Source organism: Streptomyces aurantiacus JA 4570 (genome assembly GCF_000414115.1).
Lineage (GTDB): Bacteria > Actinomycetota > Actinomycetes > Streptomycetales > Streptomycetaceae > Streptomyces > Streptomyces aurantiacus_A.
Map to the genome: position 1 here is coordinate 1 of NZ_AOPZ01000455.1, position 17,692 is coordinate 17,692.

13 protein-coding genes are annotated in these 17,692 nt (G+C 71.9%); 4 read left to right on the plus strand and 9 right to left on the minus strand.

What is annotated here, in order from left to right:
• From STRAU_RS34215 to STRAU_RS34225, 3 genes are all read left to right on the plus strand, one after another.
• On the plus strand, positions 1–364 hold a 364-nt coding region (locus STRAU_RS34215), incomplete at its 5' end, for an ROK family protein (RefSeq protein ID WP_037663796.1).
• Between the two features lie 416 nt (positions 365–780).
• Positions 781–3,507: a pyruvate, phosphate dikinase gene (gene ppdK, locus STRAU_RS34220; RefSeq protein WP_052029402.1), complete on the plus strand. Its 2,727-nt coding sequence runs from the start codon at positions 781–783 to the stop codon at positions 3,505–3,507.
• 176 nt (positions 3,508–3,683) lie between these two features.
• Positions 3,684–5,276 carry an alpha/beta hydrolase gene (locus STRAU_RS34225; RefSeq protein ID WP_259300064.1) on the plus strand — a complete coding sequence of 531 codons (1,593 nt, stop codon included), beginning with the start codon at positions 3,684–3,686 and terminating at the stop codon, positions 5,274–5,276.
• A gap of 20 nt (positions 5,277–5,296) precedes the next feature.
• Here STRAU_RS34225 and STRAU_RS34230 read toward each other — a convergent pair whose 3' ends face one another.
• The 4 genes from STRAU_RS34230 to STRAU_RS34245 form a co-directional block, all read right to left on the minus strand.
• Positions 5,297–6,133, minus strand: coding sequence for a carbohydrate ABC transporter permease (locus STRAU_RS34230; RefSeq protein WP_016645001.1), 837 nt, complete (start codon positions 6,131–6,133; stop codon positions 5,297–5,299).
• 3 nt (positions 6,134–6,136) lie between these two features.
• Positions 6,137–7,084: a carbohydrate ABC transporter permease gene (locus STRAU_RS34235; RefSeq protein WP_016645002.1), complete on the minus strand. Its 948-nt coding sequence runs from the start codon at positions 7,082–7,084 to the stop codon at positions 6,137–6,139.
• Complete coding sequence (locus tag STRAU_RS34240) at positions 7,081–8,349, minus strand: ABC transporter substrate-binding protein (RefSeq protein WP_016645003.1); 1,269 nt, start codon at positions 8,347–8,349, stop codon at positions 7,081–7,083. The genes STRAU_RS34235 and STRAU_RS34240 overlap by 4 nt, the downstream gene beginning before the upstream one ends.
• 224 nt (positions 8,350–8,573) lie before the next feature.
• Entirely contained in the window at positions 8,574–10,427 is a 1,854-nt protein-coding gene (locus tag STRAU_RS34245; RefSeq protein WP_016645004.1) for an APC family permease, read from the minus strand.
• A gap of 231 nt (positions 10,428–10,658) precedes the next feature.
• Between STRAU_RS34245 and STRAU_RS34250 the strand changes: the two genes are divergently transcribed.
• A complete protein-coding gene (locus STRAU_RS34250; RefSeq protein ID WP_259300066.1) occupies positions 10,659–11,231 on the plus strand; it encodes a hypothetical protein in 573 nt (190 codons plus the stop codon).
• A 106-nt stretch (positions 11,232–11,337) separates the two neighbouring features.
• Here the strand turns inward: STRAU_RS34250 and STRAU_RS34255 are convergent, their stop codons facing one another.
• From STRAU_RS34255 to STRAU_RS34275, 5 genes are all read right to left on the minus strand, one after another.
• A complete protein-coding gene (locus STRAU_RS34255; protein ID WP_016645006.1) occupies positions 11,338–12,297 on the minus strand; it encodes an oxidoreductase in 960 nt (319 codons plus the stop codon).
• 88 nt (positions 12,298–12,385) lie between these two features.
• A complete protein-coding gene (locus STRAU_RS34260) occupies positions 12,386–13,162 on the minus strand; it encodes an SDR family NAD(P)-dependent oxidoreductase (RefSeq protein WP_016645007.1) in 777 nt (258 codons plus the stop codon).
• Between the two features lie 59 nt (positions 13,163–13,221).
• The gene (gene nirD / locus STRAU_RS34265) at positions 13,222–13,638 is read right to left on the minus strand and encodes a nitrite reductase small subunit NirD (protein ID WP_016645008.1); all 417 of its coding nucleotides are present in this window, start codon (positions 13,636–13,638) and stop codon (positions 13,222–13,224) included.
• On the minus strand, positions 13,635–16,187 hold the full coding sequence (gene nirB / locus STRAU_RS34270; protein ID WP_037663803.1) for a nitrite reductase large subunit NirB: 2,553 nt from the start codon (positions 16,185–16,187) through the stop codon (positions 13,635–13,637). The genes nirD and nirB overlap by 4 nt, the downstream gene beginning before the upstream one ends.
• 22 nt (positions 16,188–16,209) lie before the next feature.
• The gene (locus STRAU_RS34275; protein ID WP_052029403.1) at positions 16,210–17,466 is read right to left on the minus strand and encodes an NAD(P)/FAD-dependent oxidoreductase; all 1,257 of its coding nucleotides are present in this window, start codon (positions 17,464–17,466) and stop codon (positions 16,210–16,212) included.
• Between the last annotated feature and the right edge of the window lie 226 nt (positions 17,467–17,692).

A 17,692-nucleotide genomic window follows, 5' to 3' on the forward strand; every position in this document is an offset into this window, starting at 1 on the left:
GGCGGCGGGAGTGCCGGCCGCGTCCGGGTCGGACGTGCGGGAGCTGCTGGCCGCCGGGCACCCGGAGGCGGTGGGGCTCGCGCGCGAGGCCGGGCGGCAGGTCGGCGACGTCCTCGCCACCGTCGTGACCCTGCTGAACCCGGGCGTTCTCATGATCGCCGGAGATCTGGCCGGAACACCCTTCCTCACCGGCGTGCGCGAGCTGCTCTATCAGCGGGCCCTGCCGCGCTCCACCGCCCACTTGGAGATCGTCACCTCGCTCCTCGGCGAGCGGGCGGGCCTGGTCGGGGCGGGTGCGCTGGTGGTGGAGCAGCTGTACGCCCCGGAGCGGGTGGAGGCGCGGCTCGCCGCGCTCGGCTTCTGAGCGGAGCGAGGGCGTCCGCGCGACGGCCCGCATGCCGAGATTTCGCCGCCGGAAACGGCGTGATTCTCGCCACCCCTGATAGGGGTTGCGCTCAGATGAGCGTGCGCTGGAGGGCTCGGCGGTGGCTGCACTTCTCCAAGGGGTGGCACTCAGTGCCATCGCTCGATCATTTATGAGTTGAAGTCACATCTGAGTTCTAGTCGCTCATCTGAGCGAAAGCCTGGTGCTGTGTGAGTTGATCCTTCAAGACTTGAACTCTGACTCCTCGCGCTGCCTACCGCCCGGTCACTTTCGATCTAGCGGCGGACGGGTGGTTACGACCGTGTGACCCACAAGTGGACGTACCCAGACGCCTTTGATCTGGGTATGTTCCTCGCCGTCAGGGCAGCCACCGCGTCCTCGAGGAGTCGAGACCCGTGTCGGAAAACAAAGATCCCCACGTAGCTCAGGGCGTGAAGTTCGTGTACGACTTCACCGAGGGCAACAAGGACCTCAAGGACCTGCTCGGCGGGAAGGGTGCGAACCTCGCCGAGATGACCAACCTGGGCCTTCCGGTGCCTCCGGGGTTCACCATCACCACCGAGGCGTGCAAGGTCTACCTCGACAGCGGCGAGGAGCCCGCGGCACTCCGTGACGAGGTGGGCGCGCACCTCGCCGCCCTCGAAAAGAAGATGGGCAAGAAGCTCGGCCAGGCCGACGACCCGCTGCTCGTCTCCGTGCGCTCGGGCGCCAAGTTCTCGATGCCCGGCATGATGGACACCGTCCTGAACATCGGGCTCTCCGACAAGTCCGTGCAGGGGCTGGCCAAGCAGGCCGGCGACGACCGCTTCGCGTGGGACTCCTACCGCCGCCTCATCCAGATGTTCGGCAAGACCGTGCTCGGCGTGGACGGCGAACTCTTCGAGGACGCGCTGGAGAAGGCCAAGCAGGCCAAGAAGGTCGCGGTCGACACCGACCTGGACGCGGCCGAGCTGAAGAAGCTCGTCACCAGGTTCAAGAAGATCGTCAAGTCCGAGGCGGGGCGCGACTTCCCGCAGGACCCGCGCGAGCAGATGGACCTCGCGATCCACGCGGTCTTCGACTCCTGGAACACCGAGCGCGCCAAGCTCTACCGCCGCCAGGAGCGCATCCCCGGCGACCTCGGCACCGCGGTCAACGTCTGCTCGATGGTCTTCGGCAACCTCGGCCCGGACTCCGGCACGGGCGTCGCCTTCACCCGCGACCCCGCCTCCGGCCAGCAGGGCGTGTACGGCGACTACCTGCAGAACGCGCAGGGCGAGGACGTCGTCGCGGGCATCCGCAACACGGTCCCGCTCGCCGACCTCGAGCAGCTCGACAAGAAGTCGTACGACCAGCTCATGCAGATCATGGAGACCCTTGAGACGCACTACAAGGATCTCTGCGACATCGAATTCACCATCGAGCGCGGCCAGTTGTGGATGCTGCAGACGCGGGTCGGCAAGCGCACCGCCGGTGCTGCCTTCCGCATCGCCACGCAACTCGTCGACCAGGGCCTGATCGACGAGGCCGAGGCGCTCCAGCGCGTCAACGGCGCGCAGCTGGCGCAGCTGATGTTCCCGCGCTTCGACGAGGACGCGAAGGTGGAGCAGCTCGGCCGTGGCATCGCCGCGTCGCCGGGTGCCGCCGTCGGCAAGGCCGTCTTCGACTCGTACACCGCCATCAAGTGGTCGCGCTCCGGCGAGAAGGTCATCCTGATCCGCCGCGAGACGAACCCGGACGACCTCGACGGCATGATCGCGGCGGAGGGCATCCTCACGTCCCGCGGCGGCAAGACGTCCCACGCCGCCGTGGTGGCGCGCGGCATGGGCAAGACCTGTGTGTGCGGCGCCGAGGACCTGGAGGTCGACACCAAGCGCCGCCGCCTGACCGTGAACGGCCACGTCGTCGAGGAGGGCGACGTCGTCTCCATCGACGGCTCCACCGGCAAGGTCTACCTGGGCGAGGTCCCGGTCGTCCCCTCGCCGGTCGTGGAGTACTTCGAGGGCCGCATGCACGCGGGCGCCGACGACGCCGACGAACTCGTCAAGGCCGTGCACCGGATCATGGCGTACGCGGACCGGGTGCGCCGCCTGCGGGTGCGGGCCAACGCGGACAACGCCGAGGACGCGCTGCGGGCCCGCCGCTTCGGTGCCCAGGGCATCGGCCTGTGCCGCACCGAGCACATGTTCCTCGGTGAGCGACGGGAGATGGTGGAGCACCTGATCCTCGCCGACACCGACGAGGAGCGCGAGAACGCCCTCAAGGAGCTGCTGCCCCTCCAGAAGCGGGACTTCGTGGAGCTCTTCGAAGCGATGGACGGCCTGCCGGTCACCGTCCGTCTCCTCGACCCGCCGCTGCACGAGTTCCTGCCCGACATCACCGAGCTGTCGGTGCGCGTCGCCCTCGCCGAGTCCCGCAAGGACGCCAACGAGAACGACCTGCGCCTGCTCCAGGCCGTGCACCGCCTGCACGAGCAGAACCCGATGCTGGGCCTGCGCGGCGTACGCCTCGGCCTGGTCATCCCCGGCCTGTTCACCATGCAGGTGCGGGCCATCGCGGAGGCCGCGGCCGAGCGCAAGAACGCCAAGGGCGACCCGCGCGCGGAGATCATGATCCCGCTCGTCGGCACCGTCCAGGAGCTGGAGATCGTCCGCGAGGAGGCCGAGCAGGTCATCGCCGACGTCGAGCGGGCCACCGGCGTGAACCTGAAGCTGTCGCTCGGCACGATGATCGAGCTGCCGCGTGCCGCCCTCACCGCAGGTCAGATCGCCGAGGCCGCCGAGTTCTTCTCCTTCGGCACCAACGACCTCACCCAGACGGTGTGGGGCTTCTCCCGCGACGACGTGGAGGCGTCGTTCTTCACGGCCTACCTGGAGAAGGGCATCTTCGGCGTCTCCCCGTTCGAGACGATCGACAAGGACGGCGTCGGCAAGCTGGTCCGCGACGCGGTCGCGGCCGGCCGGGCCACCCGCCCCGACCTCAAGCTCGGCGTCTGCGGCGAGCACGGCGGCGACCCGGAGTCGGTGCACTTCTTCCACGAGGTGGGCCTGGACTACGTCTCCTGCTCCCCGTTCCGCATCCCGGTGGCCCGCCTGGAGGCAGGCCGCGCGGCGTCGACGTCGGCGGGCAGCGACCACCGCTGACCCCGCCGCCGGCGGTCACCGGCAGAGACTCCGGGGCCGTCGCCGTGTCCCCGACCCTCAACCGATACGGCGACGGCTCCGGTCCTCGAAAAGGGGCGGCACCTTGTGCGGAGGTGCCGCCCCTCCTTTCTGCGTCCAACTGATCGGCATCCAAAACCGATCAGAAGGAGCGTCACGTGCAACAACCCGCATATCGGCGGCGCCTCGTGCCGGTACTCGCGCTGGGAGTGGTGGCCGGGCTCGCCCCGGGGCTCGCCGCCGGGTCGGCCTCGGCGGCCCCGGGGGACAAGGCGGCCGCGGCGTCGGCCCCGACCGCCGCCAGAGCCGACGCCGGCCGGATCGCCCCGTACACGCACCAGAAGCTCACCTGGAAGCGCTGCTCGGCCGAGCGGCCCGCCAAGTTCCGGTGCGCCACCCTGAAGGTGCCGCTCGACTACCGGAAGCCCGAGGGCAAGCGGATCGACGTCGCGATATCCCGGGTCAAGACCAGCGTGCCGGGCAAGCGGCGCGGGGTGCTGACGTTCAACCCGGGCGGGCCCGGCGGGCCGGGACTCGATCTGCCGCTGGAGGCCGCCGGGGCGCTGCCGAAGGCCGTGCGCCAGCAGTACGACCTGATCGGCTTCGACCCGCGCGGCGTCGGCAGGAGCACGCCCGTCACCTGCGGCCTCGACAGCGACGGGATGACGTTCCCGCGCCCGAACCGGACCGCCGCGGAGTTCACCGCGAACAAGAACTGGGCCAAGAAGGTGGCCGACCGGTGCCACCGCAGGATGGGCGGCGTGCTGCCGCACATCTCCACCCGCAACACCGCGCGGGACATGGACGTCCTGCGGGCGGTCCTGGGCGAGAAGAAGCTCAACTACTACGGCGTCTCCTACGGCACCGCCCTCGGCGCCGTCTACGCGCAGCTGTTCCCCCGGCGCGTCGACCGCTGGGTCATCGACAGCGCCGTGGACCCGCAGCTGATGTGGCGCGGCATGTACCGGATCTGGGCGCCGGAGGTGGAGCCCGCCTTCAAGCGGTGGGCGAAGTGGACCGCCGAGCGCTCGTCGACGTACCACCTCGGCGACTCCGCCGACCGCGTCACCCGCACGTTCTGGGCCCTGGTGAAGCGCGCCGACCGCAAGCCCGTCGAGATGGACGGCGAGAAGTACGACGGCGCCGGTCTGCGCGACCTGCTGCGCCCCGAGTTCTTCGGCGTCCGCGGCGCGGCCGAGCTCGTGGTCAAGCTGAAGAAGGCCGCCGCGGGCAAGCGCGTGTCGGCCGCCCCCGAGGCCGGCACCCCGGACGACAACGGGGACGTGAGCCACTGGGCCGTGGTGTGCGCGGACAACTCCACCTGGCCCCGTGACGCGGAGACCTACCGCCGCGACCTGAAGCACGACAGCGCCCGCTACCCGCTGTTCGGGGACTTCGCCGCCGGGATCTCGCCCTGCGCCTACTGGGACAAGGGCGCCGAGCCCGTCACCAAGGTGAACAACGAGGTCCCGATGCTGCTCCTGCAGAACGAGTGGGACCCGCAGACCCCGCTGGTCGGCGCGCAGAGCATGCACCGCGCCCTGAAGGGCTCGCGCATGGTGACCGTCGACGAGGGCGAGGGCCACGGCGTGCTCTTCAACGGCCCGGCCACCAACGCGTGTGCGGAGAACATCTCCATGGCGTACCTGGCCACCGGCAAGCTCCCCGCCAAGGACGTCACCTGTCACGCCACGCCCGGCGCCCGCAAGCGCCCCGGCGCGGCGCCCCCGGCCTTCGGCCCCGGCCGCTGAGCCTCAGTCGTCGCTGAGCCTCAGTCGTCGATGCCCGAGCGTTCCACCCCGGCCACGATCCACCGCTGGAAGAACAGGAAAACGACCAGCAGCGGCACGATCGACACGGCCGCCGCGATGAACAGCTCGTGCAGCCGGATCACTTGAGAGGTGGTGAAGGAGGCCAGGGCCACCTGGACGGTCCACGCGTCCCGGTCCTGGCCGATCACCAGCGGCCACAGGAAGGAGTTCCAGGCGCCGATGAACACGATCGTCCCGACGGCCGCGAACACCGGGCGGGCGTTCGGGACGACGATCAGCCAGTACGTACGCCAGTAGTCGAGGCCGTCGACGCGCGCCGCGTCCTCCAGCTCCCGTGGGAAGCCCAGGAAGTACTGCCGGAAGATGAAGCAGGCGAAGGCGGAGAACAGGGTCGGGACGATCAGTCCGCGCAGGGTCGAGATCCAGCCCAGCGACGAGACCAGGACGAAGCTCGGCACGAAGGTGACGGCGGCCGGGACCATCATCGTGCCGAGGATCGCGTAGAAGACGTGGTTCGCGTAGCGGTAGGGGATGCGGGCCAGGCCGTAGCCCGCGAGGGAGGCCAGGAGCAGGGTCCCGGCGGTCGTGAGGACCGCGATGACCGCCGAGTTGAACAGGGAGCGGGCCATCGGGACGGTCGAGTCCTCGAAGAGTTCCGTGATGTTCGACCAGTGCAGGGTGGCGGGGAAGAACGTCCAGTCGGGGGACGTGATGTCCTGCTCGGACGCGAGCCCGTTGCGTACCAGGAGATAGAAGGGGATCAGGAACAGCAGCGCCAGGGCGATCAGGAGGGCCACCCGCAGGGCGCGGCCCACGCGTACCCACGCGTCGTACACGACTCAGTCCTCCTTTCTGCCGAGGCCGAACCAGCGGGCCTGACCGATCGTCACCACCGCGATGATCAACGCGAGGAGTACGGCCCCCGCGCTGCCGAGGCCCAGGTTCTGGCCCTGGCCGAGCGCCGTGTAATAGAGGTAGACGAGCGGCGGGCGGGCGTAGGGCGGGTAGCCGCGGGAGTCCGAGAGCAGGTTGTAGAACTCGTCGAACGCCTGGAAGGCGTTGATGACGAGGAGGAGCACGACCGCCACGGATGTCGCGCGGAGCTGGGGGAGCGTGATGTGGCGCAGGACCTGCCAGCCGGGGCGGGCGCCGTCAACCGCCGCCGCTTCGTAGAGAGTCGGCGAGATGCGTTGCAGGCCCGCCAGGAACAGGATCATGTAGAAGCCCGCCTGGAGCCAGAGCCGGACGGTGACGATGACCAGCCAGTACCAGGGCGGATCCGTCGTCGACAGCCACGCCGTCTGGTCGGCGCCGAACCAGCCGAGCACGGTGTTCGCCAGGCCGAAGCGCACCCCGTTGAAGATCGACATCTTCCAGATCAGGGCCGCCACGACATAACTGCACGCCGCCGGGAGGAAGAACACCGAGCGGAAGAACGCCTGCGCGCGGCGCACGCGGTTCACCATGAGCGCGAGCGACAGGGACAGCAGATACGTCGTCGGCACGATGAAGGCCGTGAACACCACGAACGTCCACAGGCTGTCCGTGAACGCGTCGTTCTTCAGCATCGACGTGTAGTTGCCGAAGCCGACGAAGTCCGTGGGCGAGACGGTGTTGTGGGCGTCGAAGAAGCTGAGGTAGACGCTCCAGCCCAGCGGTACGTACGTGAAGGCGATCAGGCCGAGCGCGAAGGGGCCGACGAAGGCCCAGAACCAGAGGGTGCGGTTCTGGTGGCCCGCGAGCCGCCGCCACAGCCGCGTGCGGGGGCGTGTGGTGTCCGCGTTCACGCGGACTTCTTCTTCACCCGGGCCAGCTCCGCCGACACCTTCCGCAGCACGGACCTCAGCTCGCTCGAAGGGTTCGCGCCGGACTTGATGATCCGGCTGAGCGCGTCCTGGTAGGCGACACGGCTCGCCGGGGTCCAGCGCAGCGGCTCGGCGTACCCGTTCTCGGTGGAGAACCGCACGGCGTCGGCCGCCGGGCCCTTCGAGAGCGGCGCGGCCTTCTCGGGGTCCTTCGCGAGCGACAGGCGCGCCGGGATGTGGAAGCCGTACGACAGCGCGAAGTCCCGCTGGTAGTCGGTTTTGTCGACCCACAGCCACTTCACGAAGTCCTTGGCCGCCCGCTTGTGCGCGGTGCGGGCGCTGACCGCCGCGCCGAACGCGCCCACCGGCACCGCGGGCCTCGCGCCCGGCGCGGCGGCGGGGAAGGCGGCCACGCCGAAGTCGTCGCCGAGGGCCTTCTCGACGGCGGGCAGCGCCCACAGCCCCGACCACTGCATGGCGGTCAGCCCCTGTACGAACGCCGACGGGTCCGACCAGTCGGAGGGCGCGCCGAGCAGCAGCGACTTGTCCTCGTACAGCTCACGCAGGTGGGCGAGGGCGCGGGCGGCGGCCGGGTCGTCGAAGCCGGCCTTGCCGTCGTCGGTGACGAGCTGGAGCCCGGCGGCGTACAGCGGGGTGCCGCCGAGCGCGCCCGCGCCGCCGTCGTTGCCCAGGAACAGGCCCTTGACCTTCTTCGTCGTCAACTCGCGTGCTGTGTCGACGAGTTCTTCGAGGGTGGCGGGTGGTTTCCGGCCCGCGTCGGCCAGCAGGCTCTTGCGGTAGTAGAGCAGCTGCATGTCGACGACCTGGGGGACCGCCCAGATCCGGCCGTCGTACGTCTTCGGCGCGAGCACGACCGGGTTGAAGTCGTCCTTCACGCCCTCGAGCAGGTCGGTGAGGTCGAGCACCTGGCCGCCCCGGATCTGGTCCAGGGTGGGGCCGTTGACCTCGAAGACGTCCGGCCCCGACTTGGTCAGGAGCGCGGCGGCGGTCTGCTCGTCGTAGTTGCCGGGGCGCCACTGCACGGACACGTCGGCCTTGTCGTACGCGTCGGCGTACCGCTTCACGGCCTCCTCGGTGCCGGCCTCGCCGTACTGGTGGTACCACTGGGACAGCTTCGGCCCCGCACCGTCCGAACTGCCGCCGTCGCGGCCCGTGTTGGACCCGCACGCGGTGAGCAGCCCGAGTGCGGCGCCGGAGCCGAGCAGTGCTCGGCGACTGATGGTCATGCCGTCTTCCCCCTGTGTGCTGGATCGTCGGGTACGTGTCGGGCCCAACGATCAACCATGCACGGTGATTACGACAGACGTATTGCGGCCGTGTGGCCCTGCCGGGGGCTCCCCAGTCCCGCCCCTTCCCGTAACGCCGAGTATCAGCCCGTCCGGCGTTTGAGGACGAGGCCCGGAGGGCCGAAAAGGGGGGAAAGGGGCGCAGCCCCATGAGAGGAGACCGCTCAACGCCGCGCGGCTAGGCGGAACCGCAAGCGGCAGATCACCGCATCCGTATCCCGCCGCACCGCGTGCGCGAGAACCGCCCCGCGCTGGTTCTGCAGCAACCGCTGCCAGACATGGGCGGGCTCGACCTCGGGGATCAACACGGTGACCCGGGTACCGGGGTGGTACTGGTACACCTTCCGCACGTACTCGGCGACCGGCCGCCCCACCGTGCGGGCCTTCGACGGCAGCGAGACCAGGTCGACACCGGGGCTCCACAGCTCCCAGTCACGGCGCAGATTCTCCGCGGCGACGCGGTCCTCCGCGTCGTCGTAGGTGACCGTCACGGCGCGCACCTCGTCGCCGAGGGAGACCGCCGCGTTCAGGGCCTCGCAGGTCAGCCGGGACAGGCTGGAGACGGGCACGATCACCAGGGAGTGGTCGCGGTGCGGCGGCTCGGGGACGCGGCCGAGCCCGAGGTCCTCGCCGATGCGGCCGTACGCCCGGTGCACCAGCTCGAAGACGCCGACGATCGCGGGCAGCGCGAGCACGATCAGCCAGGCGCCCTCGGTGAACTTCGTCGCCGTGACCACGACGGCCGAGACACCGGTGAGGACCGCGCCGAAGCCGTTGAGCAGCGCCTTCGCGGGCCGGCCCGCCTTGCGCCAGTGGAGGACCATGCCGGTCTGGCAGAGCGTGAAGCCGACGAAGACACCGATGGCGAACAGCGGGACCAGCGTGTTGGTGTCGCCGCCGGAGAAGACCAGCAGCGCCGCGCCCGCGACGGCGAGCGCGAGCACCCCGTGCCGGTGCACCTGCCGGTCGGCCTTCAGCGCGAACACGTGCGGCAGATAGTTGTCCCGGGACAGCAGACTCATCAGGACGGGCAGCCCGCCGAAGGACGTGTTGGCGGACAGGGCGAGGAGGATCATCGTCGCGAACTGCACGACGTAGAAAGCCCAGTTGTGGCCGAGCGAGGCGTCCGTGAGCTGGGCGAGGACGGTGACGCCCTCGACCGGCTGGAGGCCGAAGCGGGAGATGAGGACCGACAGGCCGATCAGCATCACGCCGAGCAGCGCGCCGAGTGCCACCTCCGCGTGCTGGGCCCGCTTCACGCGCGGGCTGCGGAAGGACGGCACCGCGTTCGCGATGGCCTCCACGCCCGTGAGCGCCGAACAGCCCGAGGCGAAAGCTTTCAGCAGAAGCAGCGCGCCGACCGTTGTGGCGTTGTCGGCGAGGACCGACGCGTGCCCGTGGGCGGCCTCGGTGGACACCGGACCGTCGCGGAACAGGCCGACGGCCACCATCGTGAGGATCGCGCCGACGAACACCGCGGTCGGCACGATGAACACGCGCGCCGAGTCGACGATGCCGCGCAGATTGACGGCCGTGATCACGACGAGGACGGCCAGGCACAGCCACAGCCGCTCGCCGTACAGCTCGGGGAAGGCGGAGGTGAGGGCCGCGACGCCCGCCGTCACCGCGACGGCGACGTTCAGGACGTAGTCGAGGACGAGGGAGGCCGCGGCGACCAGGCTCGCGCGGCGGCCCAGGTGCGCCTTCGCGGCGGCGTAGGAGCCGCCGCCGTCCGGGAAGGCGGCGATGACCTGCCGGTAGGAGGCGACGAGCACGGCAAGGAGACCGGCGATCGCGAGGGTCACGGGCAGCGTGAAGCCGAGCCCGTACCCGCCGGCCGCGGCCAGGACCAGCACGATGGCCTCGGGCCCGTACGCGACGGAGGCCATGGCGTCCAGCGAGAGGGCGGCCAGGCCCTGCAGGGCGGTGAGACGATGCCGGTCACCCGGGTCCGCCGCGCCGGTATCGGGGGGTTCCTCGATGGCCGGGGCGCCGGGGCGCTCGGAAACGGTCGTCATGCTGGTGCCTTTCGTACTGGTCAGCCGCCCTGGTCGAGGCGGCGGGCAATCCAGCGTCAGCGCGTGCGCGCCGGACAGCGGCACTCCTTGGCGGCTCCTTGACGAGGGCGGGGCACCTCTTGACGCCTCGTTGAGGGGGGCCGTCAGCGTCGCGTCAAGGTGTGGCATGTACGTGTATGCGCCACGTCAACGTCCCGGACGGGGCGGGGGCTCCGTCCTACCGTGCGGCACATGGGACATGACTGGACGACCCGGGGCAGGCGCGTGACACAGGCGCCGGACGCGACGCGCACGCCGGACGCGGACGCCGTGGTGACCGACCGGTGCTGGGCGGCCGACCTGCGCGCCGCCGTCTTCTGCTCGCTCGCCCTGTTCGCCCTGATCATGCTCGTCGACTTCGCCGCGGGGTCGCTGAGCGCTGTGCGTGCCGGGTTGTGGGCGGGGCTCGGTGCTCTGCTGTACGTGATCCTGCACCCGGCGCGGGTGAGCGCGGGGCCTGGCTGGCTGGCCGTGCGGGGGCCGCTGCGGCGGCGGCACGTTTGTGTCTCGCTGCTCACCACGGTTCGGGTCAGCGAGACGGTTGCTGCGCGGGTTGTGCTGTGCGATTCCCTTGGCAACCGGGTCGAGTTCGACCCGCGGGTCCTTGCGGAGAATCCGCGTTTGTTGCACCGGCTGGACGCGGGTGCGCGAGCGTCCCGGGACGCGGGGTTGCTGCGGTCGGGGTCGGTTGAGCTTTCGCGACTGCTCGCGCGCTTGGACGGCCGGGAGGCCAGGGCGGTGTTCGAGGCGTCCGGGTTGCGCTAATGCTTCGCTTGCTGCGGGGCAGTGATTTACCTGCGGGGCTGTGGGGGCTGGGCGCGCAGTTCCCCGCGCCCCTTAAGCGCCCCTTGCGGGGCGCAGTGTCGCACCCTCAGCCCTTCAGTGCTGCGTACGTAACCCCCGTCAGCGTCTCCGACGCCGCCCACAAGCGTTCGCTCGCCACGTCGTTGCGGGTCCACCCGGCCCGTGGGGACGGTGCGGGTGCGCCGCGCCAGGCCAGGAAGCGGGGGCCCGTGAAGGAGTCCGGTCGTACGCCGGGTGCCGTGGCCGCGTACAGCGTGGGCAGGGCGCCCGCCTCCGCGGACTGGCCGACGAGGCGGTTGCCGGTCGCCATGAGCGCGGCCGTGGCCCTGCGGCCCGACATCCGGGGGCCCGCGGACTGGAGGTTCGTCGAGGCGTAGCCGGGGTGGGCCGCCGCCGCGACCACGTCGGAGCCGGTGTCGGCCAGGCGTCGCGCGAGCTCGTGCGTGAAGAGCAGGTTGGCCGTCTTGGAGCGGGCGTAGGCGGGCCAACGGCGGTAGCGCTGCTCGCTGTTGAGGTCCGCTATGTCGATGTTGGCGAGCAGGTGGAGCATGCTGGCGACGGTGACGACCCGGGCCCCGGGCGTGGTGAGGAGCCGCGGCAGGAGCAGCCCCGTGAGCGCGAAGTGCCCCAGGTGGTTCACGCCGAACTGGGTCTCGAAGCCGTCCGCCGTGCGCCGGTACGGCAGCGCCATCACGCCCGCGTTGTTGACCAGCAGATCGAGCCGTCCGTCGCCCTCGCGCTCGTAGCGGTCCGCGAAGTTCCGTACGGACGCGAGGTCGCCGAGGTCGAGGGAGCGAAACTCGGCTGCGGCGGACGGCACTTCGGACGCCAGTCGCGCGAGGGCCCGCGAGCCGCGCTCCTCGCTGCGGCAGGCGAGGATCACCTTGGCTCCGTGGCGGGCCAGTTCGCGCGCCGTCACATAGCCGATGCCGCTGTTGGCACCGGTGACGACGGCCGTGCGTCCGCTCTGGTCGGGGATGTGGCGGGCGGTCCAGTTCCTCGTACGCTCCGGGGGCGTCGGCGTCATGCAGCTGAGCGTACGCCTGTATGCCCGGACGGGCAGCAGGGCGACGGGCCCTGGACGGACGCGTTCCGCCCGTGGGCGGTGGCCCGGCTCAGGCCGCCGCGCCGCCGTCGACCACCAGGTCCGTGCCCACGACCGACGCCGCGTCGTCCGACGCCAGGTAGAGGACGGCCGCCGCGATCTCGGCGGTGTCGGAGACCCGGCCGAGCGGCGACTCGCCCTTCATGCGGGCCGTGCGGTCGGCGTCGCTCTCGCCGGGCCGCAGCGACATCGAGGTCGCGGACGGGCCCGGGCTGACGGCGTTGATCCGGACGCCGTCCTGGATGTGGTCGAGGGCGGCGGCGCGGGAGAGCGCGGAGACGGCGGCCTTCGCGGCGACGTAACCGGCGATGCCCGGACGGCGCTTGTGCGCGCCCAGGTTGGAGGCGATGTTCACGATCGTGCCGCCGCCGTCCTGCGTGCGCATCTGCCGCACCTCGGCCCGGAGCGCGAGGAACACGCCGGTGACGTTGGTGTCGAGCAGGGCGTGCCAGTCCTCATCGGCGAGGTCGGCGACCGGCGCGCCGCCGCGGAAGACACCCGCGTTGTTCACGGCCACGTCGAGGGAGCCGAAGCGGTCCACGGCGGCGCGCACCGCGGCCTGGACGTCGGCGGCGCGCGTCACGTCGGCGGGGTGCGCGAGGGCCGTGCCGCCCGCCCCCTCGATGAGCGCCACCGTCTCCTTCAGGGGGCCCTCGGAACGGCCGGTGACGACGACGTTCGCGCCCTCGGCGGCGAAGGCGAGCGCGATGGCGCGGCCGAGGCCGGAGCCGCCGCCGGTGACGAGGGCGGTGCGGCCGGCGAAGCGGGTGCGGGCGGCGGCGGGCATGGGGACTCCTCGCGTAAGAGAGCGCCCGGACCACCAGTATTGGACCGGACGATCCAATACTAGGCGGACACCCGCGCCTCGTACACCCCCACCCCCGCCTCGTCGTCGTCCAGGCACCGCCCCGTCTCCAGGTCGAAGCGCTGCTTCAGGAGCGGCGAGGCGACGAACGGGCGGCCGTCCGCCGACCCGACGAGGCCGCGCGAGAGCACGGCCGCGCCCGTGAACGGGTCGCGGTTGTCGATGGCGTACAGGCGCCCGGCGCGGTCCAGGAACAGCGCCGCCTGCCGCCGCCCGTCCGGGAGCAGCACGGCCACGCCCCGGCCGGGGGTGAGCCGGGCGGCGGCACAGACCGTCAACCAGGCGCCGTCCAGGTGGAGTTGGACGCCGGCGTCGGCGGGCGTGGCCCCGTTGGCCGGGGCGGCCGGGGTGGCTGCGGCGGTCGGGGCGGCCGTCGTCGTGTCGGTCATCGTCGTCATCGCGCGGAGCTTCCTTCCAGGGGTCGCAGCGTAAGCAGCGGCAGGTCGGGCTTGATCTGGCCGCGTTCGGGGACGAAGGCGACCAGCGGGTCCGGGGACTCGGGCGCGTTCACGAACGACACGAACCGCGCGAGGCGCTCGGGATCGGCGAGGGTCTCGGCCCACTCGTCGCGGTAGTGCGTGACGTGGTCGGCCATCAGGGCCTCCAGTTCGGCGCAGATGCCCAGCGAGTCGTCCACGACCACGTCACGCACGTGGTCGAGGCCGCCGTCGATCCGCTCCAGCCAGGCCGAGGTGCGCTCCAGGCGGTCGGCGGTGCGGATGTAGAACATCAGGAACCGGTCGATGAGCCGCACCAGTTCGGCGTCGCTCAGGTCCTGGGCGAGCAGGTCCGCGTGGCGCGGGGTCGCGCCGCCGTTGCCGCCGACGTACAGGTTCCAGCCGCTCGCCGTGGCGATCACGCCGAAGTCCTTGGAGCGGGCCTCCGCGCACTCGCGGGCGCACCCCGACACCGCCGACTTCAGCTTGTGCGGGGCGCGCAGCCCCCGGTAGCGCAGCTCCAGGTCGATCGCCATGCGCACCGAGTCCTGCACGCCGTAGCGGCACCAGGTCTGCCCGACGCAGGACTTCACCGTGCGCAGCGCCTTGCCGTAGGCGTGCCCGGACTCGAACCCTGCGTCCACCAACTTGGACCAGATGAGCGGCAGTTGCTCGACGCGCGCGCCGAACAGGTCGATGCGCTGACCGCCCGTGATCTTCGTGTAGAGCCCGAACTCCCGCGCCACCTCGCCGATCACGATGAGCTTGTCCGGCGTGATCTCACCGCCCGGGATGCGCGGCACGACCGAATAGGAGCCGTTCTTCTGGAGGTTGGCGAGGAAGTGGTCGTTGGTGTCCTGGAGGGCCGCCTGCTCGCCGTCGAGCACGTAGCCGTCGGCGCCGATCGCGGGGGCCAGCGAGGCGATGACGGAGGCGACCGCGGGCTTGCAGGTCTCGCAGCCCTCGCCGCCGCGCGCCGCCTCGCGGCCGTGCCGGTCGAGCAGCTCCTGGAAGGAGGCGACGCGCAGGGTGCGGACGATCTCGTACAGCTCCTGGCGGGTCTGCGCGAAGCACCCGCACAGGCCCGTGTCGCCGGACTGCGGCAGCAGCTGCCCGATGAGCTTCACGCAACTCCCGCAGCCCGTACCGGCCTTGGTGCACTTCTTCACCTCGGGCAGCGTCGCGCAGGCCTGCACGGCGTCCTTGGTGACGTTGTGGCAGTTGCACACCACCGCGTCGCCGGGCAGCGCCTCCGGGCCGAGGGCCGGGGCGGCGCCCGCGCCCGCGGGCAGCACGAGCTGCTCGGCGGGCACCGGCGGCACCGAGCCGGTCAGCGCGCGCAGCGTCCCGTACGCCTCCGTGTCGCCCACCAGGACCCCGCCGAGCAGCGTGCCGTCCGCGCCCACGACCAGCTTCTTGTACGTGCCCGAGCGGGAGTCGGCGTAACTGACGTCGAGGCAGTCCTCGGCCGCGCCGTGCGCGTCGCCGAACGACGCGACGTCGACGCCGAGCAGCTTCAGCTTGGTGGACATGTCGGCGCCGGTGAACGACGCGTCGGACGCGTCCCCGGACGCGAGATCGGCCGCCACCGTCTGCGCCATCTCGTATCCGGGCGCGACCAGGCCGTACACCCGGCCGTCGGCGGCCTGCGCGCACTCGCCGATCGCGTACACCGCCGGATCGCTGGTGCGGCACCGCTCGTCCACGGTGACGCCGCCGCGCTCGCCGACCGCGAGGCCGCAGTCGCGGGCGAGCTGGTCGCGCGGCCGCACGCCCGCCGAGAACACGACCAGGCCGACCTCCAGCTCGGAGCCGTCCGACAGGCGCATCGCGCGCACCGCGCCCGCGTCGTCGGTGAGGATCTCCTGCGTGCCGGTGCCCGTGTGCACCGCGAGGCCGCGGCCGGTCAGCGTGCGAAGGAGTGCCGCGCCGCCGCCGTCGTCGACCTGCGCGGGCATCAGGCGCGGCGCGAACTCCACGATGTGGGTGCCGAGTCCGAGCCCCTGCAGCGCGCCCGCCGCCTCCAGGCCGAGCAGTCCGCCGCCGACCACCGCGCCCGTCGTGGCGTTCGCCTTCGCGTACGCCTCGATGGCGAGGACGTCCTCGATGGTGCGGTACACGAAACAACCGGCCGCGTCCTTGCCGGGCACCGGTGGCACGAACGGCACCGAGCCGGTGGCGAGGACGAGGGTGTCGTAGGCGGTGCTGCGCCCGGAGCGCGAGGTGACGGTCCGCGTCCGCCGGTCGATGTGCTCGGCGGGGTCGCCGAGGTGCAGCTCGATGCCGTGCTTCTCGATGAACCCCGCGTCGGTGACGGAGAGTTCGTCCGGGGTGCGGCCCGAGAAGTACGAGGTGAGCTGGACGCGGTCGTAGGCGGGGCGCGGCTCCTCGCACAGCACGACGACGCGGTGCGTCGCGGTCAGGCCCTGCTCGGCGAGGGCTTCGAGGAAGCGCTGGCCGACCATGCCGTGACCGACGAGGACGAGGGTCTTCTTGTCTGCTGTGTCCATCGGGTCCGTGGGGTGCATGAGGTCAGTGGCCTCCGTCGTGAGTGAGCAGGTGCAGCAGCGGGCTGCCGTCGTCGGGCAGGGGTTCGTCGGACTCCCAGGCGCGGGCGAGCGCGCCCACCGCCGTCAGCTCGCCGAGGAGTACGCCCCCGACGAGCCGGTCGCCGCGCACGACGACCTTGCGGTAGGTGCCGCGGGTGGCGTCCGTGAGGCGCACGACGTCGTCGTCGGGGCGGGTCTCGGGGTCGCCGAACGCCGCCAGGTCCAGGGGGTGTTCGCGGTGCGGAAGGGTCAGCCGGGTCAGGGAGCGGGTGCCGGAGTAGGGGCGGGCGGAGTCCGGGTCCGGCGAGGTCAGGGCGGCGGCGAGGGCGTCGGCCTGGTCGAGGGCGGGCGCGGCCAGGCAGCGGGCCTCGCCCGCGTGCTCGGCGCAGTCCCCGATGGCGCGGATGTGCGGGTCGCTGGTGCGCAGGTGGTCGTCCACGACGACGCCGCGCCGCACGTCCAGGCCCGCGGCGCGGGCGAGGCCGGTGCGGGGGCGGACCCCGCAGGCGAGCACCGTCAGATCGGTGCCGAGTACGTAGCCGTCCGCCAGCTCCACCGACCGCACCGCCCCGTCGATCTGCCGTACGCCGCGCACCCGGCACTCGGTGTGCACCTCCACGCCGAGGTCGGTGAGATGCCGGTGCACGAGCCGGGAGGCGTCCGGGTCGAGCTGGCGCTCCATGAGCCGGTCGCCCTGCTGGGCCAGGATCACCTGGACGCCCCGGTCGGCCAGCGCGCGGGCCGCGCACACGCCGAGCAGCCCGCCGCCGACGACCACCGCCCGCGTGCCCTCGCGGGCGGCCGCCGAGAGGGCCAGGCAGTCGGCCATCGTCCGGAAGGCGTGCACCCCGCCCGGCAGCTCGGTGGCGCCGGGCGCGAACAGTCCGCGCAGCGGCGGCAGCACCGGGTTGGCGCCGGTCGCCAGGACCAGGGTGTCGTACGGGACGCGGGAGCCGTCCTCGCACAGGACGACGCGGTCGGCGCGGTCGAGGCGGACGGCGCGGGTGCGCAGGTAGGAGCCCGGGGCGGGCTCCGGCAGCGTGATCAGCTCCGGGCCGTAGCGGCCCGCGAGCACGTCGGTGAGCAGCACGCGGTTGTACGGGGCGTGCGGCTCCTCGCCGATCAGGACTGCGTCCGGCCCGAGCCGGGCGGCCAGGCGGGCGCCTGCGAGGCCGGCGCCGAGCACCACGACGCGGGGCCGCGGGTGCGGGGTCCTCGGGTGCGGGGTCCTCTGGGTCATGCTCCGCAGCGTGCGGGGCGGACGTTTCCCGGTGGGTACCGGTCTGTTTCCCGCGCGGAACGGCGGGCTCAGCGGGGTGGGGGTGCGGCTGTGAGGGGCGCTTCCAGCGCGGGGTGGGCGGGGTTCACCGCTGCGCGGTGGGGGCTTGGGGCTTGCGGCCCCGGGTTTCTCGGCCGCGGGTCGGTGGGGGGTGCCCCGCCGCTGCGCGGCGGGGATTTCTCCCACC